The sequence below is a fragment of the Thalassotalea crassostreae genome (assembly GCF_001831495.1).
GTDB lineage: Bacteria > Pseudomonadota > Gammaproteobacteria > Enterobacterales > Alteromonadaceae > Thalassotalea_A > Thalassotalea_A crassostreae.
The window spans coordinates 1,300,746-1,324,132 of the sequence record NZ_CP017689.1 but is presented as its reverse complement, the minus strand read 5'-3'; the positions used below and the strand labels follow the sequence as shown (position 1 = coordinate 1,324,132).

General features: G+C 33.7%; 20 protein-coding genes and 1 riboswitch. Of the genes, 8 read left to right on the top strand and 12 right to left on the bottom strand.

The genetic code is table 11. From position 1 onward, the window contains the following. Positions 1-9: 9 nt before the first annotated feature. Positions 10-525 (bottom strand): GNAT family N-acetyltransferase, encoded by a 516-nt coding sequence (locus LT090_RS05730; RefSeq protein ID WP_082897171.1) that lies wholly within the window; start codon positions 523-525, stop codon positions 10-12. Next, the gene (locus LT090_RS05725; RefSeq protein ID WP_068546551.1) at positions 510-776 is read right to left on the bottom strand and encodes a type II toxin-antitoxin system TacA family antitoxin; all 267 of its coding nucleotides are present in this window, start codon (positions 774-776) and stop codon (positions 510-512) included. Before LT090_RS05725 ends, LT090_RS05730 begins: the two co-directional genes overlap by 16 nt. 291 nt (positions 777-1,067) lie before the next feature. On the opposite strand from LT090_RS05725, the gene LT090_RS05720 reads away from it, so the two are divergent. Next, a complete protein-coding gene (locus LT090_RS05720) occupies positions 1,068-1,649 on the top strand; it encodes a DUF1523 family protein (RefSeq protein ID WP_068546550.1) in 582 nt (193 codons plus the stop codon). 162 nt (positions 1,650-1,811) lie between these two features. On the opposite strand, the gene LT090_RS05715 is transcribed toward LT090_RS05720, so the two are convergent. The 4 genes from LT090_RS05715 to LT090_RS05700 all read right to left on the bottom strand — a co-directional run bounded on the left by LT090_RS05715 (position 1,812) and on the right by LT090_RS05700 (position 6,313). After that, positions 1,812-2,486 carry a hypothetical protein gene (locus tag LT090_RS05715; protein WP_068546549.1) on the bottom strand — a complete coding sequence of 225 codons (675 nt, stop codon included), beginning with the start codon at positions 2,484-2,486 and terminating at the stop codon, positions 1,812-1,814. Positions 2,487-2,732: 246 nt separating this feature from the next. Next, positions 2,733-3,203 (bottom strand): hypothetical protein, encoded by a 471-nt coding sequence (locus LT090_RS05710; RefSeq protein WP_068546548.1) that lies wholly within the window; start codon positions 3,201-3,203, stop codon positions 2,733-2,735. After that, entirely contained in the window at positions 3,196-4,281 is a 1,086-nt protein-coding gene (locus LT090_RS05705; RefSeq protein WP_157726629.1) for a hypothetical protein, read from the bottom strand. The genes LT090_RS05710 and LT090_RS05705 overlap by 8 nt, the downstream gene beginning before the upstream one ends. A gap of 259 nt (positions 4,282-4,540) precedes the next feature. Next, on the bottom strand, positions 4,541-6,313 hold the full coding sequence (locus LT090_RS05700; protein ID WP_068546546.1) for a hypothetical protein: 1,773 nt from the start codon (positions 6,311-6,313) through the stop codon (positions 4,541-4,543). 139 nt (positions 6,314-6,452) lie between these two features. After that, positions 6,453-6,567, top strand: a riboswitch (SAM-I-IV-variant riboswitch). A 36-nt stretch (positions 6,568-6,603) separates the two neighbouring features. On the opposite strand from LT090_RS05700, the gene LT090_RS05695 reads away from it, so the two are divergent. Then, complete coding sequence (locus LT090_RS05695) at positions 6,604-7,317, top strand: hypothetical protein (RefSeq protein WP_068546545.1); 714 nt, start codon at positions 6,604-6,606, stop codon at positions 7,315-7,317. A 3-nt stretch (positions 7,318-7,320) separates the two neighbouring features. After that, positions 7,321-8,589: an N-formylglutamate amidohydrolase gene (locus LT090_RS05690; RefSeq protein ID WP_068546544.1), complete on the top strand. Its 1,269-nt coding sequence runs from the start codon at positions 7,321-7,323 to the stop codon at positions 8,587-8,589. A 153-nt stretch (positions 8,590-8,742) separates the two neighbouring features. Here LT090_RS05690 and LT090_RS05685 read toward each other — a convergent pair whose 3' ends face one another. The 3 genes from LT090_RS05685 to LT090_RS05675 form a co-directional block, all read right to left on the bottom strand. Continuing rightward, positions 8,743-10,164, bottom strand: coding sequence for a hypothetical protein (locus LT090_RS05685; RefSeq protein ID WP_068546543.1), 1,422 nt, complete (start codon positions 10,162-10,164; stop codon positions 8,743-8,745). An 80-nt stretch (positions 10,165-10,244) separates the two neighbouring features. Further along, entirely contained in the window at positions 10,245-10,805 is a 561-nt protein-coding gene (folE, locus tag LT090_RS05680) for a GTP cyclohydrolase I FolE (protein WP_068546542.1), read from the bottom strand. 15 nt (positions 10,806-10,820) lie between these two features. Next, on the bottom strand, positions 10,821-11,018 hold the full coding sequence (locus LT090_RS05675; protein WP_068546541.1) for a hypothetical protein: 198 nt from the start codon (positions 11,016-11,018) through the stop codon (positions 10,821-10,823). 290 nt (positions 11,019-11,308) lie between these two features. Here LT090_RS05675 and queD point away from each other — a divergent pair, with 290 nt between their 5' ends. The 5 genes from queD (at position 11,309) to queC (ending at position 15,947) form a co-directional block, all read left to right on the top strand. Continuing rightward, on the top strand, positions 11,309-11,671 hold the full coding sequence (queD, locus tag LT090_RS05670) for a 6-carboxytetrahydropterin synthase QueD (RefSeq protein ID WP_068546540.1): 363 nt from the start codon (positions 11,309-11,311) through the stop codon (positions 11,669-11,671). A 68-nt stretch (positions 11,672-11,739) separates the two neighbouring features. Continuing rightward, on the top strand, positions 11,740-12,603 hold the full coding sequence (locus LT090_RS05665) for a hypothetical protein (RefSeq protein ID WP_157726628.1): 864 nt from the start codon (positions 11,740-11,742) through the stop codon (positions 12,601-12,603). Between the two features lie 56 nt (positions 12,604-12,659). After that, complete coding sequence (gene dpdA / locus LT090_RS05660; RefSeq protein ID WP_068546538.1) at positions 12,660-14,066, top strand: tRNA-guanine transglycosylase DpdA; 1,407 nt, start codon at positions 12,660-12,662, stop codon at positions 14,064-14,066. Beyond that, positions 14,066-15,265, top strand: a complete 1,200-nt coding sequence (locus LT090_RS05655; protein ID WP_068546537.1) for a DGQHR domain-containing protein — start codon at positions 14,066-14,068, stop codon at positions 15,263-15,265. Before dpdA ends, LT090_RS05655 begins: the two co-directional genes overlap by 1 nt. Before the next feature lie 22 nt (positions 15,266-15,287). Beyond that, positions 15,288-15,947, top strand: coding sequence for a 7-cyano-7-deazaguanine synthase QueC (gene queC, locus LT090_RS05650; RefSeq protein ID WP_068546536.1), 660 nt, complete (start codon positions 15,288-15,290; stop codon positions 15,945-15,947). Positions 15,948-16,206: 259 nt separating this feature from the next. Here queC and dpdD read toward each other — a convergent pair whose 3' ends face one another. Genes dpdD through dpdJ form a run of 3 tightly spaced genes read right to left on the bottom strand, consistent with a single transcriptional unit; the run spans position 16,207 to position 23,382 of the window. Then, positions 16,207-18,369 (bottom strand): protein DpdD, encoded by a 2,163-nt coding sequence (gene dpdD / locus LT090_RS05645; protein WP_068546535.1) that lies wholly within the window; start codon positions 18,367-18,369, stop codon positions 16,207-16,209. Further along, on the bottom strand, positions 18,359-18,895 hold the full coding sequence (gene dpdK / locus LT090_RS05640) for a phospholipase D-like domain-containing protein DpdK (protein WP_082897170.1): 537 nt from the start codon (positions 18,893-18,895) through the stop codon (positions 18,359-18,361). The genes dpdD and dpdK overlap by 11 nt, the downstream gene beginning before the upstream one ends. Beyond that, positions 18,895-23,382 carry a protein DpdJ gene (dpdJ, locus tag LT090_RS05635; protein ID WP_068546534.1) on the bottom strand — a complete coding sequence of 1,496 codons (4,488 nt, stop codon included), beginning with the start codon at positions 23,380-23,382 and terminating at the stop codon, positions 18,895-18,897. The genes dpdK and dpdJ overlap by 1 nt, the downstream gene beginning before the upstream one ends. Positions 23,383-23,387 lie beyond the last annotated feature (5 nt).

The window sequence follows — 23,387 nt, the reverse complement described above, 5'->3', positions numbered from 1 at the left end:
TCTCAAATGCTAATTTGATAGAGCTAATTTAATCGATCTAACGGATAGGTATAACGTGTGTGATGTTAACGGTGATTGTTGAAATCCAAACTGTTTATAAAACTCGATTACGTCTTGATTGATAGCGTGTACCACAACAGCTCTTACCCCGATGTTTTGTGACACCTGCAATATTCTAAGTAACGCATCTTTTAACAGGTGCTTACCAAGTCCTTTTCCCTTAAAAGAATGATCTACCGCAAGCCTAGATAAAATGATAATTGGGATTGGGGCTGGCATATTACGTTTAAGTGCTGCTGATACGTATTTATGTTCAATACTGCCAGTTGATAAAGAATAGAAACCTGCAACGTTATCGCCTAAACAAGTTACGAAGGTTTTTGAAGCGCCACTTTGTTGGTTTTTAAGAGCCCGTTTGTAAAGCCACTGATTTAACGTATCGTTTTCGCAATCAAAATTGCAGCAGTTGTGCTTATGATTTAATGCAACAGGAACACAAAGTTGCATGTCTATTTTGCTTCCCATGGGGATTTTTCTGACATTAACTTGCTTAACTTATAATGTGCAACGGGTTCATTTATCGCTTGCTCAAATTGAGCAAATTGCTCTTCATCTAAATTAAAAATCCGCTGATCGAGCAATACATTCTCTGCTTCTTTGCATGCAACATTAAGTATAAACGTGCTGCGATCCATATTTAAAGCCGCAGCAGCTTTCGTTAATAAATCTTGCTGCGCCGGCTCAACACGCATATTTATTGGGGCTGTCTTAGCCATAACCACCTCGTATATCGATTAGATACACAAAGTTTAGTGTATCTAATCGATACACACAAGTTAGCGGTTCATAATTCTTATTTTACTAATGAATATGAGTCGTATCGATAAACCTAAAGCAGAATTACTTATTTAGATCGTACAATTTAAAACACTTTTTATTCTTCAAAAACCTTATAATTTCTAACAAGTTATTTAAATAATATTAAACTGTTATTACAAACTCTAATTTATAGACCGAAATTTCTAGAACAATATAGAGTGATAAAACAAAGGAAAAGGTAAAGATAAATGCAAGCTTCAAAATCTCGATTTAACATTAAAAACAGCATAACTGCTTTTTTTACCAATAAGTTTAAATTTTTGTATTCCTTCGTGTTTACTTTATTTGTTGTGACTAGCAGCGTAATTTTTATCTACGCTCCTTCTTATAAAACGGTAGAAATAACAGGTACTGAAGCTAAGCGTTCACAAGTTGATGAAACCAATGCACAAGCCTACGTTGATACGTATTACATCTACACTACAGAAGTGAATAAATCGTTTGTACTACGCAATGAAGATAACTGGGTTTACTTTAAATTTGATAGTGCCGACACACAGGCAGAAGCTCAAAACGTTCAAGGCACAACATCTGTTGTAAAGTATTACGGTTTCCGCTCAAATATTTTATCAATATTCCCTAACGTATTATCGATTGAAAAAACAAACACACCAGTAAATGGTTTATCTTGGTTAGGCTATGTTGGTTTAACATTAAACTTTATATTGTTTAGCTACTTCGCATTTAAACTTATTCGATTAAGAAGAAGACTTAAAGCCAGCATTACGTTGCCAGAAACAAGCAAAGAACAGTTGGAAGATAAGTCATAGAAGCTAGCTCATAAACGTTTCTCAGTGCAAATGACAAAAGCATAAAGCTCTTAAAAACAAAAGCCAGAATGTAATATTCTGGCTTTTGTATTTTGACCGTTTAATAAGCCGAACAGTACTGAAAAATTTAGGTTTCGAACTTAAATTTTTTTGCAGAATTGATTACGCCGAAATGACCATTTTTCCTGATTTAGGAAAATAGCCCACGACTTTATCGATCATAATCTCATTGCCGATAATGCCAGTAGTGTTTGCCATCATAAGGCTTGCACCTAACGTTTCCGGCAATGAGCCACAGCGCAAATTAAAGCTACTACCATCTAGTTTACAATCAATAAGGTAGGTATCCGTTTCAAAATCACCATAACCATGGTAAAAGTCAACACACTTACCGGCATGCTCAAAGCTAGATAGACAGTCATCTTGTAAATAAGAAATTTGCGCACCAGTATCAAAAAACATTCTAAATGTATTACCAGCAATAACTGACTCAACAATCGGTATGCCCATACACTCATCAAGCTCTAATACAATACCTGGCAATTCTAAATCAACGTCAACAAACGTTAATTCACCGTGGGCAATATCAAAGACCAAATCAAATTGATTTAAAATATTTGCACCAATAAGCCCTGCGACTTCCATACCAACATAACCTGAAATAGCACTTGCGTTTAACCCCTTTGCGCCATTGCCTACTTGAAAGCTTTGTCCCATCAACTCAATAGAATCAATGTCACCAAAGGTAACAGGAGAGCCAGTATCAATTAACCAGTCCTTGCCATCAAGAGTGATAAACAAATGTTGTTTGATAAATTTTAACGGGTAAATTTTCATTTTAGATCTTAAGTTTAAAATTGAATGCCCTTAGATAATAACAATACAACTTGCTTACCGTTGTTAATTGTTAGTTAAATATTAATTAAACCTAGAATCATTCAATCATAGCTGAAGTAATATAATTTAGCCTGATTCTATTGCACGATTATTTATTCTTAAATTTAGTTCTTAAGCTAACAAACAATGACCTATTGTCAATTTAGTGGTGTTTTTATAGATAGACTCTCATATATGATTTTTTGTTTAATATTTTGAGGTGAAATTTAAAAACTCATTGAAAATTTTATCAAACTCATCTTCCAAAACATATGAATCAGGATTGGGTTTATAGCGCAATTGGCTTTTTTCGAAAGTGAAGTCCTCACTCCAAGCAAATGATTCTTGGCTTGGCCAGTATTTTCTTCCTTTCTCAATCCATAAAGCTAATAAAGGAAGATCGTCTCCAGAATCATACCAGTTAAGTGCAATCATGATTATAATTTGCTCACCATGCCATTCACATTGAACTCGTGCATTAATCAACGGATACTCCGGCCAATATGTAGTGCTTTTAATACTATCGAGGTCGGGAACGATGTCGCCCCAATCATCACGTGTTTTAATAATTAATTGGAGTTTATTTTGTAGTTCGCGGCGAAACGTATGATACACCTCATTAGCTTTCTTATATCGTGTGATACCTTCATAAATAAATGTATCTATTGCATTACTCATCTTTAAACCCTCGTTCTAATATATTAAGTTTTGTCGCAAGGTTATCCCTTCGCTTTTGAGCTAACTGCTGAATATCAAAACCAATGATTAATTGTTCTATTGCCCCAATAAACGCGTAAGCCCAACTTTTCCATGCAATGTTCTCACTATAAAAAAATGACTTACGTAATGCTATTGCAACATCGTCCCAAGTAATAGGAGTAACAATAGTTAATGATTTAGTTTTACGACTTACGTTATCCCAATCATCATTTTGTGATGATAATAAAAGAATAAAATTTTCCCATTTATCTTGCTCTACCCTATACTTACTGCGAAATTCATCACTAGTAGCGAAAGTCTTCTCTAAGTTCCGATCCCCAACCTTTATTTCTAAGTGAGTATAATTTTCATTGTCCCAATTCAGTATTAAATCAGCTCTATAATTAATATGAAAATCTTCTCTCAGAACTTGATTCGGTTTGGCAAATTTTAAAGGGGTGTCTGCTTTATCTTTGAACAATATGTGCGCAAATACGCCGGTTGTAGATGTTTCAAGAAAAAAAGCTAACCAATCAGACCAATCTTCTTCCCTTGTTAGCCTCAAAGGGCGGAACTGTTGCCAGTTTGTATGAGTAGGATCACCACCAAATTGCTCTAAAAAGTTATCCCATTTCTTTAATAGCGGGGTTAGTAATCGTAACTCCTGCTCAATCAACGCATCATGTGACACTTCGATGCCATCAAAAACATCCCAAGCGACTGTCTGTTTTTTATCGTCAGACTGTTTTTTTAAGTTAGGCTTCTTTTTAAGTTTTCGTTTCTTATTTTGTGAAGCAGTTTGCGATGATGGTGTATAAAATTGCTGGTCAATCAATTCATCGTAGCTTTCGCCCAGTTGATCAAATACTTTCCAACCAAGTGGAATTGATGATTTATTGTTTTTTTTATTTTTAGTTTTGGTTGATATTGTGAAATATAGTTTTGAAATACCTACAGGTTCGATAGCATTATAAGGTCCGATTAGTTCTTCATATACAAACCAAGAAAGCAAAGTATTCCTTTGCTCTAAAGAATTGTTTTTATTGCTATTATTCAATGGCATATTCTCAACAACATATTGATGTTCTACCATTAATATAGACAATAGAATGAAGATATAAAATTAAGTTATTAAACTAAAATAATTAGTTGCAAAAAGGAACATATCGTAAACACCAGTTCCATAACCACTAGCCATTTTGCCTCTAGATTAAAAAGTCGCGCCTTAGCTAAGCTTTCAGAGTCGTCAAACAAATAGCTATTCAAAAGTAAGCAGTGACCATACTCATAGTTCCACCTGGTTGCAGTAAATCGACTTATGTTGAAAATAAATAGCTAGCAAATAAAGTACTGCTTGCAGCGACTGAAACATTCAAAATTGTCTCTTTACCTGCCTCGCTTACGCCTTTATTGCCATTTAAAACATCTATAGCGTCTTTACCCGCAGAAATTAATAATGTGATTGCAGCAATGTCAGTTGTAGCATCTAGGCTACTATCTGCAGAAAGCTTTGATATTACCGAATTCATATCTGCTGTTAATTCTTCATTAGAAAACCCAGAGTTTTGAACACCTTCAAATGCTGAAGATACCTCACTAGTAGCAATAACATCCACATCAGGATATTTATCAAAATGATGTGAGATGCCGCTGCTATCCTGCAGAGCTTTTAATTGAGCTTCTTGCACTGTTTCACCAGTATCTACCGAATAGATTTGAATATCTGCGCCAGGTTCATTGGTTTTATCAAAAACTCTCGCTTGTTGGTCAACATTCTGTCGGTTAAATTCTTCGATAAAAAGTAACTCGTGATAAATTCCTTTAGCATTATTAGCAACGCCTTTTAGGCTTTCTGATGAAAAATCAGATAAAGCTTCGCCCAATTCTAAGTTCGTATATTCACTCCATTCATTTTTCATACGTTTAAGTGCTTCAATAGCAATCATATTTTCAGATGTATTCTCAATTTCACTGCCACTTAATAGACCTAAGATCACACCTGAAATAACAAATATAGGATTAATTTTTAATGGGGTGTTCTCTATATAAGATTCAAATCCCCCAATTACATTCCCTTGAAAATCTGTTAATGCATGCTCTTGAAACAGTAATTTATTAGTTTCATCTAACTGTTCCATAATTATATCTTTCTGGCTTGTAAGCTGCTCATTCAACGGAAGTATTATGTCGTTAAGCAATGCTTTTGCTTCGGTGAGACTTAACTGAACACTTTCTTTTACTAACACTTCATCGATTGCAGCGATAAATAGCGATGAACTTTCAATTATTTTGCGTTCTTCTTCAGATAAAGATTCTATATTTCGTGGGGTACTGCTCAAAGCTGAATAAGCAGCAGCACCTATAACTAAACCAATACCACCGGTTAGAACAGAACCTGCGACCATACCACCACCAACTAGAGAACCTATCCAAGCTAACGTAGCACTATTTGCAGCTGCTCCAGATAGACCAGCTATTGCAGTTCCCGTACTTGCACTACCAAATGTACTAACCAAAGCGAACAAACCACCGACACTTGCTATGCCCGCTACTTTAGCTGTAACAGCTTTACCGAAATTAGACGCAAATTTCTCAGACTCTTTCATACTTATTTGTAATATGCATGAGTTTATATATAGAAGCTCTTCTCTGGCCTTTGTTAATAAATCTCTTGCATCTTTTGGCGCTTTATATACTTTAAACTTTCCTCTGCACCAACCATACCCGAGCACAACTTGGTCTTTGGTAACACCAATTTTGTCAGATATCTCGTACTTCTCAATTTGTTTTTTTGCAGGAATAAAAACAGAATCGTTAATTGAATCAGACAATTGATTTAGCTTCATTTTCAACTCTGACTCATCATAACTAGCGCCAACATTGCTTAGTTTAGCCTTTACTTCTTCAAGAGCTTTTTTTGTATTCGTAGAGATACCTAAATCACGGTCAGCTTTTTCTACTCTTTCAGATATTGAATCTATACTTTTCGAAAATTTATCGGAAACACCTAGTTTATTGTCAATCCCTTTTAAACTTTCGCTTAACTTGTCAGAAGTCTTTTTTGAAAATTTTGATATTTCTTTCCACATAAGTCTGATTCTTTTGAAATTTTAGATGTTGGTTTTAAGTATATTATATGCTTTAAAAAATACTATAAATGTAATGAAATGGTAATTACATTATTTTAATTAGTTTATTGTGCTTTCCTTTCAAAACAAATATTATTGCCCATAACATCAAGAGAAGAGTTTAACTCTCGCCAACCTGTTTTGTTTCTCAAACAAAATAAGGTGGTATCTGCCTCAGCAGGATGAGCCCTTATAGGGAATTCAAACTACTTCTCTTCCATGTTTAAATTTAATAACTAACTGGAAGAACAATGAAATTTAACATACTTCAAAATACGCTTTACACTTCTAACGATAAAGCGATTAAAACTTTTTCGTGCCCTTTAGAAAAAGAATGGTCGAACTTATCGACAACAACAAATCAACGCATTAAATATTGCGCCTCATGCTCTAAAAACGTAATGGATATAAATGGCTTTAAAGAACAGCAAATAATTGCTCTCGTTACTGTTAATCCAGACCTTTGTGCTCACTTAACAATTAATAACTCTATTGAAATTATTGGTGATAAACCTAAAGAGACGTTTTCAAGGTGCAAAGTCCCAGATGAAAATAAGCATTTACCTGTAGTAATCACTGCTAGGGGTCGAAGCTCAATTAACGAATTCATCAAGCAAGGCTATGTTGTAGAAATTAAAACATCAAACTTTGATGATGCTATACACACGAACATTAGATGGTATATAGACACCGCCGATGGTTTGATTAAATATTCTGGCCAATATGAACGAGAGCCTAATGAACAATGGACCCAAGAAGCTCAAGGTTATTTAGGTTCACCGTTTGCAGCATACATAATACCAAAAGGAACACTTCCAAACTCTAAAGTGTATATTCCTGATGTTATCGAAAACATTGTTGAATCTACACATCATAATGAATACAGATTAAAAACAGCGACCGCTAATTGGGATGGAAAATTCATCAAGATCAATAAACCTAAAGTCCGACATTTAATGGGATAACTCATGAGTTTAATTTTTCATATCCCTCATTCATCAACATTAATACCTGAAGAATATCAATATCAGTTTGCTATAGATGACTCGGAATTAAAGTCAGAGCTTAATAATATGACTGATTGGTTTACTCACGATCTTTTTCATGATGCTAGTCAAAGCCTAGGTAAAGAACTTGTATTCCCTATCAGTCGCCTGCTAGTAGACCCTGAGAGGTTTTATAACGATGACGATGAACCTATGTCAAAAGTTGGAATGGGAGTCTTATACAGCAGAACGGCGACAGGTGCGCCTCTAAAAGATGACAAGTTTATTAAAGATGAATATAGAAGCGAATTATTGGGTAAATACTATTTCCCGCATCATAAAAGACTTTTTGACCTCGTTAACGAAAACCTTAGTGAGAGTATCCGAGTACTTATTATCGATTGCCATAGTTTTCCCTCAAAACCGCTACCGTATGAACAAGAACGATGTTATCCAAGAACCGATATATGCATTGGCACCGACGCTTTTCATACACCTAAAAATGTTACTGAAGAGCTTAAACGTGGTTTTATCAATGAAGGTTTATCAGTAGCAATTAATAAACCATTTAAAGGCACTATTACACCGATTGATTTTTATCAAAAAAATCCCAATGTTTGCTCGATCATGATTGAAGTGAATCGAGCAATTTATATGAACGAAAAAAACATCACCAAACTCAAGAGCTTTAACAAAGTTAAACGCATTATCCAAAAGGTGATATTTAACACAGCAATTAAAAACAATTTTACAGGTAAAAACATGCCCCAACATACATTATATGTACATACTGATTTCGCAAACCAAGTGACTTTAGATAGCACAGTGATAGATGATAGCGACACCTTCGGCAATTTAACCTGGACAGAATTCTTAACTGAAGTTTTGAATGAAGATTTAGATTACAAGATCGATGAATATTGTTACTTAGAACAGCATGGAATTGATTCTAGCTATTTAGATGAAATGATTAGTGGTGACATTATAAATAAATATTATGATGAAATAGCATACTATACAGATAATATATCGCCCACTAGCCCAACTGTAGGCGCTTTTCAATTAATTAGAGAATTGGAAACTGTAACAACAGATAAAGATGGCAATGCCGAAATAAATGGCGTTGAACTATCTCAATCTACTGCTACTGGCTCTAGAAAATATACATACATAAAAGATGAAAGTGCAGGTAATTGGTTAAAAGAAGCTTTTGCTAATGAAGGAATTAGTGTTGATATTAAGTTTGTTTAAATAATAAAAAACTCAATCAAAGATATGTTTTGATTGAGTTTTTAACCAAATCTATTTAACTAAATTACTAGAACTATTAATTGTTATCATTAATATGAAGTATATATACTTAACCAAAAAACATATCTAATATGACTCAATAAAGTGACTAGATTAAATCATACGAGTTGAATCTAAATTAATTTGTTTCCAAGTTTTTTTAAATTCAATTTCAGGAAACTCGGGCAACCCATTTTCTTTAGCCTTTTCGATGTTCATTTGATAATAGATTTTGTAAAACCCAGGACTATCTATATAGTTAGATTTTATAAACTTCAAAAATTTATTATAACTAGGATTATTAGATGGTATAAAAGCAGGCCGTGGGTTTGATTTAGGCTTAGGTTTAGGTTTAGGTTTAGGTATAGCAACATCAACAATTAGAAACTCATTGGCTGTTGTTGGAAAACAAACAGCGGCATCATATTCGGAGATTTCTTCTAAAAATGTCTTATACTCGCTAGTTGTAGTTACATCGTTGGACTCCAAAAACAACTCTAAATCTCCTTTAGCTATCTTTTTTTTATTCTTTATCATCTCATAAGAAATATAGTTAATAGAATCAAGAATATAATCATTGTCTGCATTGAGTTCTTTATAATAAAAATAATCGGCGTTAATTTCTTTCCACGAGCGTTTATATACTTCACTTGGCTTTTTCGGGAAGTCATCTAATCTAAATTCATCACGGTTCTTTTTATACTCCAACACGTATTTTTTAGCAGTATTTAGACCCTTTCGTATGATGAAGAAAATAAAATCTCTATATTCAGCGTGAATTTTTTCTAATACTATTGATAATAATTGAGGTATAGATTTCGATTTTCCGTATTTTCTTTCAAGAGTTAATTTTTTATAAACTAGTTCAAAAGATAAATCATGCTCTTCACCAAACTCTTTACATAATTTTTTAAGTTTAAATTCTTCCAGAATTCCAACCATATCCGATTGATATTTTCTAATAGCCAACTCAAAATCGTCATTATACTCTTTCAATAAATCTCTTAAGAGTGCTTTCGATATTTGATAGGTATCACTTGCATAATCAAGTGCGTCTTTATAACTATCAAAAATTTCCCCAAATATAGAAAGTTTAATACTTTCCTCGGGTTCAGGCCTGACAATATTTCCATCTATTTCGTATTGAAACCCTTTAAATTTATATCTTTCATAAGCTTCTTTTCCTAATTTAATTCCAGCGAGGATACTCTTCGACAAAGGTTCATCTAAATCATCAACCTCTTTTTCACCCCACAACTCGTATATTGAAAGAGCTTTAGAATATTTTTTCTTTATGCCTTTTTTTACAATTTCAACATGCTCACTAAAATAAGGTGATCTATTCCCTTTTAAGTAGGTTTTGCATTCAGAACAAATTGGTACTTTTATATAGTCTGCACTTTTATTTCTTATAAACCGATTAGAATATTTTTCTGGAGGGATAAAATCATGATAATTTGAATCATCTGAACAGTAATAACATTTGTTGAAAAACTCAGAATCTGAAGCGAAAAGCTGTTTGTATAAATCTGACATAAGAGCCTGATATAGGTTAAATTAATTGAAGAAGGTAAGTTATTCAGTTGCGATTCACACAACTGAAAAATAGTTTTGTATTATTTTGTTGCCAATAAAGCCAGCATCTCTTGTCGGACGATAGGTGATTCACGCATTACACCTAACATTACAGATGAAGTCATTGAAGAGTTTTGTTTTTCAACACCTCTCATCATCATACACATATGCTTAGCCTCAATAACAACACCGACACCAATTGCTCCGGTAACTTCTTCTACGCACAGTGCGATTTGTCTCGCTAGGTTTTCTTGAATTTGTAGCCTTCTAGAAAACATATCAACTATTCGAGCAAATTTTGATAACCCAAGAACTTTTCCTGAAGGTATATAAGCGATATGACACTTTCCAATAAAAGGTAATAAGTGGTGTTCGCATAGTGAATATAACTCAATATCTTTAACCAATACCATTTCGTCAGCATCTGATTCAAATAATGCTCCATTGACTATACCATTTAAATCTTGCTCGTATCCTTGGGTTAGGAACTTCATGGCTTTAGCTGCACGTTTAGGGGTATCAAGTAACCCTCCCCTTTCAGTATCTTCACCTATATTACGTAGGATACTTTCGTAGTTTTTTTCTAGGTCCGCATTATTCATTATTTATATTTTTCTCTAGTCTAAGCTCTTAATAACTGATTCAATGTCTTCGTCTTCGACTACATTAATCATTTCCCGAACTTCATTATGCTCTATTTTGCAACCGAGTAGTTCCCTAGCAATATTCGAAGCTTCCTGCTTACAGCCATGATGGTTATTTTCAAGTGTGAGGATTATTTTAACTAATCCCTTTTTGATTGAATCATTATCCATATGTCTTCTCCTGGAATAAATCTATCTAAGATTTATATCTCAATAATCCTATATATGCAATCTAAAACCAGAAACCGGGCAGTATTAACAAAAAATATAAAATTATTTTTGTTAGGCCCTTTTTTCGGCATTTTATTGTAAGACAAGAGCTTGCAAAACTATCACTTGAGTACAATTAAATTAAGGCTTAATTTTATCCATTTTCGACTCGCCGAACAGAAACATTTGTGTATAATGCAATGCTAATAATTATAATTATAAATCTAATAAAATCACGATGTAGGCGCTAAATGACTATCGAAATATATAAAGAATTTACTTTTGAAGCTGCACATAAATTACCTAATGTGCCTGATGGACATAAATGCGGGCGACTCCACGGCCACTCATACAATGTTAGAATCCATTTAAAAGGCACTGTAGATAAAAATTCAGGTTGGTTTATAGATTTTTCAGACGTAAAAACTATCTTCAAGCCTATATATAATCAACTAGATCATCATTATTTAAACGACATTGAAGGATTAGAAAACCCTACGGCAGAAGTTATATCAAAATGGATTTGGAATAAATTAAAGCCTGAATTACCGGAACTATTTGCAGTTGAGTTAATGGAAACGTGCACATGTGGCGTTATTTATAAAGGCCAATAATTTTGAATGTACACCTAATTACCAACTGCACAAACCTAAAAAAGAGTAATATTATAGGTAAAGTTCAGTTGAAAGACCTTATTAACGAGCATGAGACTGATACCATTGTTGACTCATGGTACAAGCAACTAAACAATGCTGAACAAAAACTTCCTGCAAATAAAGTGTACTCAGGTGACCACTGGAAAGTGGCTTTAAGCATTATGACCCAAAGTATAGATTTATGGGTTCTTTCTGCTGGGTATGGATTAATTCACAATTCATCACCTATCGGCTCTTACGATGCAACATTTTCAAAAGGAAGTGAAAATTCCATAGATAGAACAGGATTAGGCAATAGTGAATGGTGGAATTCTATACACCAATCAAGGGATTCTAATGTATTCAAAACTAGTTCACTAAAAACATTAGTGACAAATAATCCGAATGATGTGTTTTTTATAGCGACTTCACCAGATTATTTAAAAGTAATCGAAAGTGAACTTTGCGATCTCGTGTCGCAAAACAAACTAACAAAAAGCAACTTGGTTATTGTTTCGAGTAAGCAAAATTTAAATGAAAAACTAATTCCATATTTCTTAGAGTCAAGTGCAGATTTTAGTAGCACTTTAAAAGGTGCTCGTGTTTCATTAAATATAAGATTGGCCCGATATCTATTGGAACATATTGAATCTATTGGTTTTGATTACAATAAGGTACTTGAAAAATATAATCACTTAAAGAAAATATCAGTAAAAAAAATGGCTAAAAACCGTCAAAAGCTTACAGATGAAGAAATAGGCGAGTTTATTAAGAATGAAATAAATCTCAATCAGCAAACAAAAATTTCAGCCACTTTATTGTTAAATAAATTGAGAAATAGAAACCACGCTTGTGAGCAAAAAAGATTTAATCGTTTATTGAAAGATATACGAGAGAAAAGTTTGGTCTAGTATCACTCTAATAAATATCCAGTAGAATACAATTACCCCAAATATATAGGTTTAATGTGACAACTTTTAATTACTATTTTCCAGACAATTTAGATTTTGTTGATCCTAAATTTAATGGTATTACCAATGAAAAAACTAAGAATCATAGAAAATATGACGATGACGCATATCCGCATGAAATATTAAAAGATTTACCTTATAACGGAATGCTTGTTTCTCTAGCTGGTGTTGGAACAATGCAAAAGAAAGGTAAATACTACACTCAAGAATTGACCGAAGACTTTTATTATTACGGTGCTAAGAAGTTTTTAAGACTTGATAATGATAAATTCAAAAATGTTTTGCTAATGGGCGATTGTGGAGCTTTTGACTATGTAAATGAGCCTGAACCACCTTACACTTTAGATGAATTAATTGAATTCTATGAACGTGGTGGTTTTGATTGTGGCATTTCACTCGATCACATTGTTTTCCAATATGCGAAAGATGATGAAGCTTTAAATAAAATCCCATATGCTGATATTAGAGAAGCAGAACGAAGAATAAACATAACCCTAAAAAACGCTGAAGAGTTTTATATAAAAACTCATCAAGATGACCCTAAAAAGCGAAAATTTATAGCTTATGGTGTTGCGCATGGTTTTGACAAAGAGTCATTTATTTCTTCAGTTAAGAAACTCGAGGAAATAGGTTATCGACATATAACAATTGGCGGTATGATCAAGTCCAAAACACCAGACTTATTAGACTTATTGGAAACTCTTTCCACCACTAAAAGCGCAGAAACACAATTCCACTTACTAGGTATATGTCGTTTTGAAAATATTCCAGCTTACGCAAAATATGGTGTAACTAGCGCAGATAGCACATCTCCACTAATGCAAGGCATTAAAGCTGGAAAATATTTTGACTTTAACGATGAGAGCCATGAGTTAATTCAATCACTATCAATTCGAATTCGTCAATGTGACCATGAAAATGTGCAAAAATTAATTGATAAACACCGAAATGGTATAAGAAACTTAGTTTCGCAAATGCTAGCGAATAATGAAATTGATATCGACCTCTCTAACAAAGCATTGTCTACAAATGAATGTGTAAAAAGGCTTGAGTCAGATTGTATTAAGAAGTTAATAAAATATGATGCCAACGGTGAAGGCTTTGAGTCGACATTCAAAGCTTTAATGGCATATGAAAAAGTTACAACACCTGATTATCTAGTCAAAGAAATGACATCTGTTAAAAAGGCAACACTTGCTAAAGATAAACATAGAGTGCACAACTTTTTAAGGGAAAGACCTTGGAAGAATTGTTCTTGTGGTATTTGTGAAAGTGGAATAATGAATATAGTGTTCAGATCTAACCAAACAAATCGCCGAAGAGGAATTCATAACTTGGCAATGGTGACAAAACATAAAGATAAGGTCATTGATGTTTTAAAGAATGCTGAGGTTGAAGCCTAATGGAAAAGATCATATTGAGAATCCAAGTAATCAAAAAACTTGTAAATGGCGTTGAGGTTTTTAGTGGCTGGGTTGAAGGAAAAAAAGTTAGAGATGTTGCTAAAATAGTTCATATTACTAGGGAAGGTAAATATATTCATGGTTACCAACGAAGCGAATTACCTAAACATATCGAGTCTATAAAAGATTATGTCGAATCACCAAAATCGGCTATTTTAGCTAATTTAGTTATCGGTTTTAATAAGTCAGTAACTTTCACTCCGCTAGAAGAAGGCAGCGAATTTGGACATTTAGAGGTTCCATACTATCCTGAAGGTCCTTCAATGGAGTTGCCTGGTGCAATAGTTGATGGACAGCAACGTTCAGGTGGGATCAAAAATAGTTTTCATGAAAGCTATCCCTTGCCTGTTTCTATATTCATTTCTGAAGATGAAAATGATTATATTCAACAATTTCTAATTCTTAATTTAGGTAAGCCACTAACTTCCGTTCAATTAAACGCCTTAGCGCTTAATGATAATATATATAAACCGCCAGCATTAGCTGTAAAAGCCTTCCCTTTATCGATATCAGAAGAGTTAGGTTTTGGCGATAACAGCAATGGCAGACCGCCCTTAAAGGGATTAATAAAATCTAATGGAAACCCACAAGGTAAAATAGCTGAATCTTCTATTACTGAGTTTGTTTCAAATGTAGAAAGAATGATACTTAAATCTATCAACATTAGAGTACATCAAGAATTAACTAAAGAATCTAAAAAACTATTTGTGCAGATTATTAACAATTTTTGGATAGCCATTACTGATGTTTTCAAACATGAATGGGAGAATATCTCTAAGAGTATGAAAGATACCTATATAATTCATGGTACGAGCATCTTTGGTTTTTCGTTTTTATGCCGTCACATGATAAGAGTGTTTTTAGAAGATAAACCAAAAGGCGAAGTTCATATTCCGTCTATTGAGTTTTTTATGCAAGAATTAAAATTGATTGCTCATAAATGTCACTTTAGTAAAACATCATGGAATTTAGGACTCATTAAAAGCGACGAAGAAGGAGGTGAAGATATTAAGTTCTCTAGAAGGTGGCATGACTTTCAAAATACAACTTCAGAGAAGCAGTTGTTTGCCGGTAATTTATTAAAAATTTACGAAGTCGAAAAAGGTTTTAAAACTGATCATGATGTTTATTTTAGCTAATAATAATAAGGAAATTATGTAAATGAAAAAGCTTGTTGTAGTCTATTCTGGTGGTATGGATTCTTTTACGGTTTTAAATAAAGCGGTTAAAGAAGGGTTTGAAGTATATGCTTTATCTTTTGATTATGGGCAAAAACATAATAAAGAATTAATCTGTGCAAAAAATGTTTGCAGAGACCTAAATATTACCCACAAAATATTAGATATAAAATCTATATCGAGTTTGTTTACAAGTTCTTCACTAGTTTCGAGTGATATAGATGTACCAGATGGTCATTATGAAGAAGAAAATATGAAGTCAACGGTTGTACCAAACCGCAATATGATTTTAATCTCGCTGGCCATTGGATATGCTGTTGATATTGAAGCTGAAGGCGTTTGGTATGGAGCACATGCTGGCGACCACACAATATACCCAGATTGCAGACCTGAATTCGTAAATGTAATGGACCAAGCTTCTAAAGTTGCCAATTTTGAACCCGTTTATATACATGCGCCATATTTGGATACTGATAAAATTGGCATACTTAAAGATGGGTTAGCTTGGGGACTCGATTACTCGAAAACTTGGACCTGTTATAAAGGCCAAGAAAAAGCCTGTGGCACATGCGGTTCTTGTGTTGAAAGATTAGAGGCTTTTGAGGTCAATAACTGCATAGATCCAATAACATACCGAATATAATAGAAGTGTTAAAAGGGTCATAACTAACTATCATGTTAACAAAGCCACTTTCTGATAAGTAACTTTCAAATTGTTATAGCTCTAACTTAAAGTACATAAATAGTACATAAATAGTACATAAATAGTACAAAATCATATCAATTTGAATACGTTAATACACGAAGCATTTTAACTATTCGTATGATAAATTTATTGCCTTTAGTAATAATTTAGCTCTGTACAAATAATCAATTTATTAAGTAAATTGAAAAATACAAATTTATTTATGTTGTATTTCTAAGAACTGATTAAAACATCTAATGATACTACTAGAGCCTTTACCTAGTGGATAAATTAGATCTTTTCTTTTATCCGTTATCGCATAAAATGCTTGATGTGCTGCACTTTTTGCCGCGAAGACAAAGTAATCAGCGGAATTAACTAAATGCTTTAACGCTTCCGTGGCAGACTTATCATGATTAGTAGCGATATCAAGTTCAGGATACATTAGCTTCAAAGCCGTAGATGAGCGTTTTAAAGCCGTTTCGGTTAATGAATAGATTGCTAATTTTTTTCCTGATAAGTCAATCTTAATTTTTTGCTCTACTTTTTCTTCTAGTTCTGATGGTAAATGATCAACAGTTCCAATTAATGCTTTACATGTATCTCGTATTACGAATTTTTGAATAGGGGTAAGTCTGACCCAATTTTGAATTACAAAACTTTGTATGCTGTTCCATAAAGTAAGCCTGGTATTTTTACAGGCACAAGGACTATCATATAAATTTTCAAAAACCTCAAGGCAATGCTCTAATGCATTTATGCTTTCTACATTTGACCAGCACTCAGCAATGGCATCCACCATCGCAACATATTGAGTTTTAGAGTGAGGCTGTAACAGTAATTGATCAATTAAATCATTACATAACAATAAGTCTTCTATTGAGTTATTTTCATCTATTACCAAAGTAAGCATTAAATGCTCTATTGAGTCAGGTGATAATTTAGTTTCCGTTTTTTCGACCCATTCTATAAATAATGGTAAAAGATCCCTTAAGATTAAAGATGCTGCTGAGTTTGATAAACTTTGAATGCCGACGTTAAGCTCATCGATATCAACATCTGACTTTTTCCAGTATTCAAATTGCTGTGCAACAACTTGTATAATGTTTTTTATTTCATTTGCTGGATTATCCTGAGATAAATAATTGAATACGCTATTCCATCCAATGATCTCAGTTTGTTCACCATATTCTTTGTCTAAATTTTGCCAAATATTATTAATTGCTACTTTTTCAAGGAGTCCGCTTATTATTGAACTTGGATAGTTACTTAGCCTTAAGTAAATTCGTTTCGCTATAGCATAATCAGCAAATAAAGATTCTTGCAACAAACTTTGTGCAGCTTGAGTGCATGGTTCTTCACACAATAATGTATCCAAATGACTAACCTTTGATATTTCAGACTGTATTTGAATATGAGGTTGAGTTAAACCAGCCCAAACAGCTACACTTTTAACCCAATTGGTATCTATGATATCAGGGGCAAATTGGTTAACTTTTGCATTACTATAAGCACAAGCACCTATCACCCAACTCTGCCATTCATGAATATACTCTTCTGACTTAGGAATATCAGGTGGTGAGAAAAATAATGTCTGATATGGCAATAAACTTTGTTTAACTAAGTCTAAATCTGAGTTTTCAATATTGAATGTGTTAAATATTTTTTCTTTTATGGTCCTTAGAAATATCGCTTGTAATTTTCTTGGTACCCTCCCAGAAAGTAGATCAGATACTTTAGGATGAAATAATATATCATTCCATTTTGAAGCAGCATAAAGTGCTTGAAATTCAATTGATAAAATATTTCTATTACTTAGTGATTGTTGTACTTTTAACTCCAAATAACAATCGTAGGCGCTTTCCCCTCTTCTATGTTTGCATGCGGTAAAAAAACTTCTAAGTATGGTGCCAACAGGTCGCTTTATTGTACGAAGTAAGTTGGGACGCTCATGATATTGTTGAATTAGTTTATTTAATGAATCAAAAACCCAATAAACACTACTTTTATCCACGTTAATAGCAATAGGTATAGCCAGTCGACAAAAACCATGTTCTAATTTTTCTAGTAATACCTTCTCGATGGCATCACTACTAGATTTATATTCAACAGGATCTAAATATATATAAGAATTGCCTAAATAGGCTTTAACCATGCTTATTATTTCATTCAACTGGAGTAGATTATCACTTACAACATAAAACCATAATTGTTTGTTTTCATCTAACCTGGGTACAATAAAAGGTAGTTTTTCGGATTCTGCGTTAGATAACATTTTAAACAAATGTGATTGTAATGGTTCAGGATAACTACCACTTCTTATTTTATTGAGATCCCAATTATTGCCATCATCAAAAAAACGAAGAATGTTATTTTTCATAGTCGATGCCACCATATAAATTTTCGAATTCTAACTTCGCTTCTAAAATAGCATCAGCATCTAAATTTAGTACTAATTGCTCTTCATTTTTGTGAGTGCCGCTATATGTAAAGTTCATACTACCAGCTAAAAAATATGAAGGTGTTAATAATCCTTTAGTATGCAACTTTTCGGATTTCATTACCTTAAGCGCACCGGGGTCATCAATTTTCTGTAATAATCGCTGTTCGAACGCATCATTAATAGCATCATTATTAGTCACTAGATTTAATTTACAACCGGACTCAATAGCATATATAAGAAGCTCACTGAATTTCACGATGCGAGTTCCCCAAACCGGATTTAATGCATCCCAATCTCCTGTTCGATTGTCTAGTAAATCAAAGTCGGTCAACCATGGAGAAACAAGCCATAAGTTATCTGGTGATAGGCATGAACCAACAAGCAAATTACTTAAGGTTTCTTTTAATTGTCGTATACCAAATTTATTATTAATAAAAATAGTTCTAGAAGATCTCATTGACATTAGACAACAGCCTCCGCTAATTCGATAGTTAAAATAGCTGACTCTTTTTTATATTGCACAGATTTTACTCGAGGGTAAAAGAACAAGCCGTTCGTATCTACAGGTGTCACATGCAATTCAGATATTGCTTTACATATATTCGTTTTTAATTTTTGAGGGATCACCAGTTTTGCAACTCCATGCTCTCTAATAAGTTCATGCAACTGAGATAGCCAATCCGTTTCATGTAAAGATACCTCAGAAATATCATCTCGACATAATTGAGCAGCCAAAAGCCTCTCTGTTCTGTATCCATCAGTCTTAAACTGATTATAAAATGATAATACTGACTGTCGAACAGCACTTCCTCTTGGCCAGAGCACTGATTGAATTTTACATGCAGAATCAAAAATTTGCGTAGATTCAATGGATGAATTTTGAGTAGCAAGTAAAAATCCAATTATATTCATTGGTAGCTCAAAACCTAAAAGATGTTCAATTTCTTTCCACTTGCTCATGTAGTTGAACAAATTTTTGTCAGATTCACTGCTACTTCCAGATTTTACTATTCGACTATGGAGAACGGCACTAAAACTATGAGAAAATTGGAACCCCTCTTTTATTAAAGATAATTTAAGAGCTTTATTTGCATCTATTCTTTGGTGATGTGATTTTGAATCACGTAAATTGTAAAGTGCATCCGTTATATTGGTATTTTCTTGACTCAAGCGGAGTAACGCATTTAAATCACTATCAAGTCTTTCATAGTCTCCAGGCTCAAAGCTACGAGTTAATATACCTAATATGCGATGAGGATCATCCGCATACAGATCTTGTAACTGAGTTATAACACCAGAACCGCCACTATCTTGTTCAGATAGCCAAATAGTTAATGTATTAAGATCATCATCAAAAACAGGATCGACTATCAATGTTTTTTCATCAATTTGAGGCATAGCAGTGCAAACCATCTGCTGAATACCAGCAGATAATGTATTACCCAATATCTTTTTTGCCCAATTTTTAAAATCATGATGCTCAACTAGCTCACAGTATAAAATATTAGCCAACTCTGAGATTTGTTTAATAAAGATTGGACTCGCTAATTTTTCTATTAACGCTTGTTGCAACTTTTGATCTCTCAGTTCAACTGAATCCTCGCCTTCATGAGAAGTTAATGTCATATCCTGTTGAAAAAGTAATGATGGTATCTCATTTAACGAATAACTAGATTTGTCAGTTAATACTAACTCAATAGCCTTTTTTACATTACCGTCATGCTTAATACTTTCTAAAGAAACGATCGCTAAAAAGCATTCAAACAACCAATCTGACATGAAGATATTTTGCTCACAAATATTACTTTTTCTTATTTTGTCTTGTAAGTAACTTGTTCTTAACACCGAAACTAATTCTTTATCATTTAACCAAGAATCAAAATTATCCGAACCAATTTTAAAAGTGAAACGCATAGCGTCGACTGTTAATCGTGTGCCAATTCCTACTTGTTTATTTTCTTTCCTCCAATTAAAGTTGATTTTAGCTTTTTCATTTGTGCGCTTAAATTTCAATTCACTTTCTGAACCAAGATTAAAACGAATAATATCAATAGGAGTCATGGTTCTGTGAGTATAAAAATTTATTTGTTCAAGATGACGACTCCATATGTTACTTGAAGGGGGCGATAAATATTCAGAATTAGCCCCTGGAATAAATTCAGATTGCCACTGCAAAAAAGCATTACTGGTTTCTGAAAGTACTTTTTGATTAAACATAGACTTAGGGTAAATCTGGTAAGGTTTATATACTTTAATGCTTTCAGATTCACCTTTTACTTTAAATTCACCAATTTCATTTAAACTTGGACCAAAAGCACTTTCTATGTCAAAAGGTTGAGATGTGTTATGTAAAGCGATTGAAGGTTCAAAATTTTCAGGGACTAACCAATCTGATGACTGACCGCTATAGGTGGAGAATCTTTTAGAAATTCGACCTGGAGCAAACTCTTTCATAGCTTGAAAAAATCGCATATTTTCCCAATAAACTTCATTGTTTTGTCTGACTAAGCCTATATCTACCGCTGGTAAATTTAAATCTGAAAATAACTGATCTGGAATAAAGTCAGGAACAGGAGATCCCCATCGTTCGTTGTGGTCTTTCCAAGGTACACATTTGTTATGATTAACATCCCATACTCCCCAGTGAGTTGTGATATTTTTTCTTAAAGTAGGTAAAAACTCAAGCAAGATAGGTCTAGGGGATTGCCACAAGACTGAGTTCACTTGAGGCTCTGTTAGCTGAAGTGCATTTTTCAAATAATCAGACAACTCACTTTGTAATCGACTTCCTGATAAAATAGTTTCATCCACGATAGTTAATAATTCTGTAAGTGCACTTTTAATGTCACCCGTTTTATTATCTTTAGGTTGATTTAATAAAAGCCAATAGTTTTTATTCATTTTAACACTTAACCAATCTAGTGTTGCCATGGCAGACTGCATCTTATGAATATGGATATTATCAATTGGCAAGCCTAGCATTTTAATTTCAGGATCTAATAGGCGTTCGTAATGTTGAAAAGTTTCTCTATCTTGACCGAATTCTGATAATACAATTACGGTCCAAGGTCTTGTTTCTCGAGAACGACCTGCTCGCCCTTTGCGTTGTAGGTATGAAGCTACGTTCCTTGGTGCCTTATGTTGAATAACAGCCCCTACCTCAGAATCGTTAAAACCAACTTCTAAAGTAGCGGTTGCAACAACAACATCAGATTTTTTATCTACACCAACATCTTGACTCGAAGTTCTTGATACATTTGCTCGGTCTGAATCATTCAATGAAAATCCATGATATTTTAAAGCAGACCAATCTTGTCCGTAAGCTAATAGAGTTTCTTGAGAATATTCACTATCGTTGGGATTTCTTAGTTTTGCTAACGGTCCACTTGAATTATGAACTAAACGATTACCTCTTTGCCACCAACCTTCAGCATCGGCAAGTTGAGAAAACAGACGGTTGTTAGCATCTAGATCATCGGTAAAAATGAAGGTTTTGGTACCCCAAGTACTCTCAGATGGTTTTTCTTTATGATGGTCTAAAATCCTACGAGTTAACATTGCAGACTGTATCGTTGTAGACAATAACGCCGTTTGAGAAACAGGGTCACCTCTTAAGGCAAGTAAGTATTCAGCACCTTCAGACTCCATCTCTTTGGTTAAAGGTTCAACAGATTTAACTCGTGAAATATTGGTACCAGTTAAATTAGCAAAGAAATTTTCTGCATCTGACAGTGTTGCAGATAAACCTACAAAGTGTGGTGAACTATTAGAGACCTTCATCCAGCGACGAAGTAAATAAGCGGTTTGTGCACCTTGATTTCCACTATAAGTATGAACTTCATCAAGGAGAACTAAAGGGATTGGCTTTTGAGTTTTTATACCAAAAAGATGCTGACGTTTAGGGTTACCCAAATTAAAATTTAACATTTCGGTAGTAGTAAATAATATATCAGGGGGATTATTTTCTATTGATTTACGAGTCAGGGCCACTTCTTCACTATTTATTTCACTGCTACATAAATGACAAACCAATCTCTCATTGTTTTTTTCAATATCAGACTTGTTCCAGCGCATTTCACCATCACAACCTTTGGTTCCACATTGTACTAGGCCAGAATGAAAATAATCTTTATTATTTTTTAGCGCATACCTAGCTTCATGGGGTGTATTACCAAATAAGGCTCCAATACGGATTTTACGTCCACATTTATTTAGGGTTATTTCGTCTAACTTACGACAAGCACTCCAGGTTTCATTGAACTGATCTTTAAGGAGTTCTTGCCTTGGATATAAAGCAAGTACACGGACCCGTTGCGAATTATCTTCTATGATATCTTTAGTCAAGGCTGATAATGCTGGTAGATAAAAAGCCATAGTTTTACCACCACCAGTGCCAGCACAAGTAATCGTTGCAGAAGGGAATCGCGTTCTTATTTTGTGTTTATTCCAAGCTTTCAAAGTTCTTAAGGTAGACCTTACTTGAAATCCTGACAACTGGAATTTTCCTATTTGATTCCTCAAAGCTTGATGAACCAAGCTATCAGAAAGCCCTTCTTTATTGCACTGACTAATTAATGAGTCAGATGATATGTTCCTTAATGGGTAATACCTTTGGCGCCTCAAAAAGCGAAAATCAGAAATCAATGATTTAGATGCTTCTAACTTCTGTCCATGCATCCACTGCCTTAAATTGCGGAATAAATATACGCCATGAGCCATTCTACTCCGATATACAGTCTCCGTAACCATATTCGATTTAACTGATACTATAAATGCTTTTCTAATGAGTTCATCTAGAACGTCTTCAGGATATTCGTCAGGAATAGATGTTTCAATAATATTGAATATTTCATCTTCAGTAAAATAACCATCGGTATCTCCCCAACTCAGTAGCTTAAATTCTTGTTCTTCAATAGCATCTAATGCTTTTTGTAGTTGCGCTAATTCCATTAATT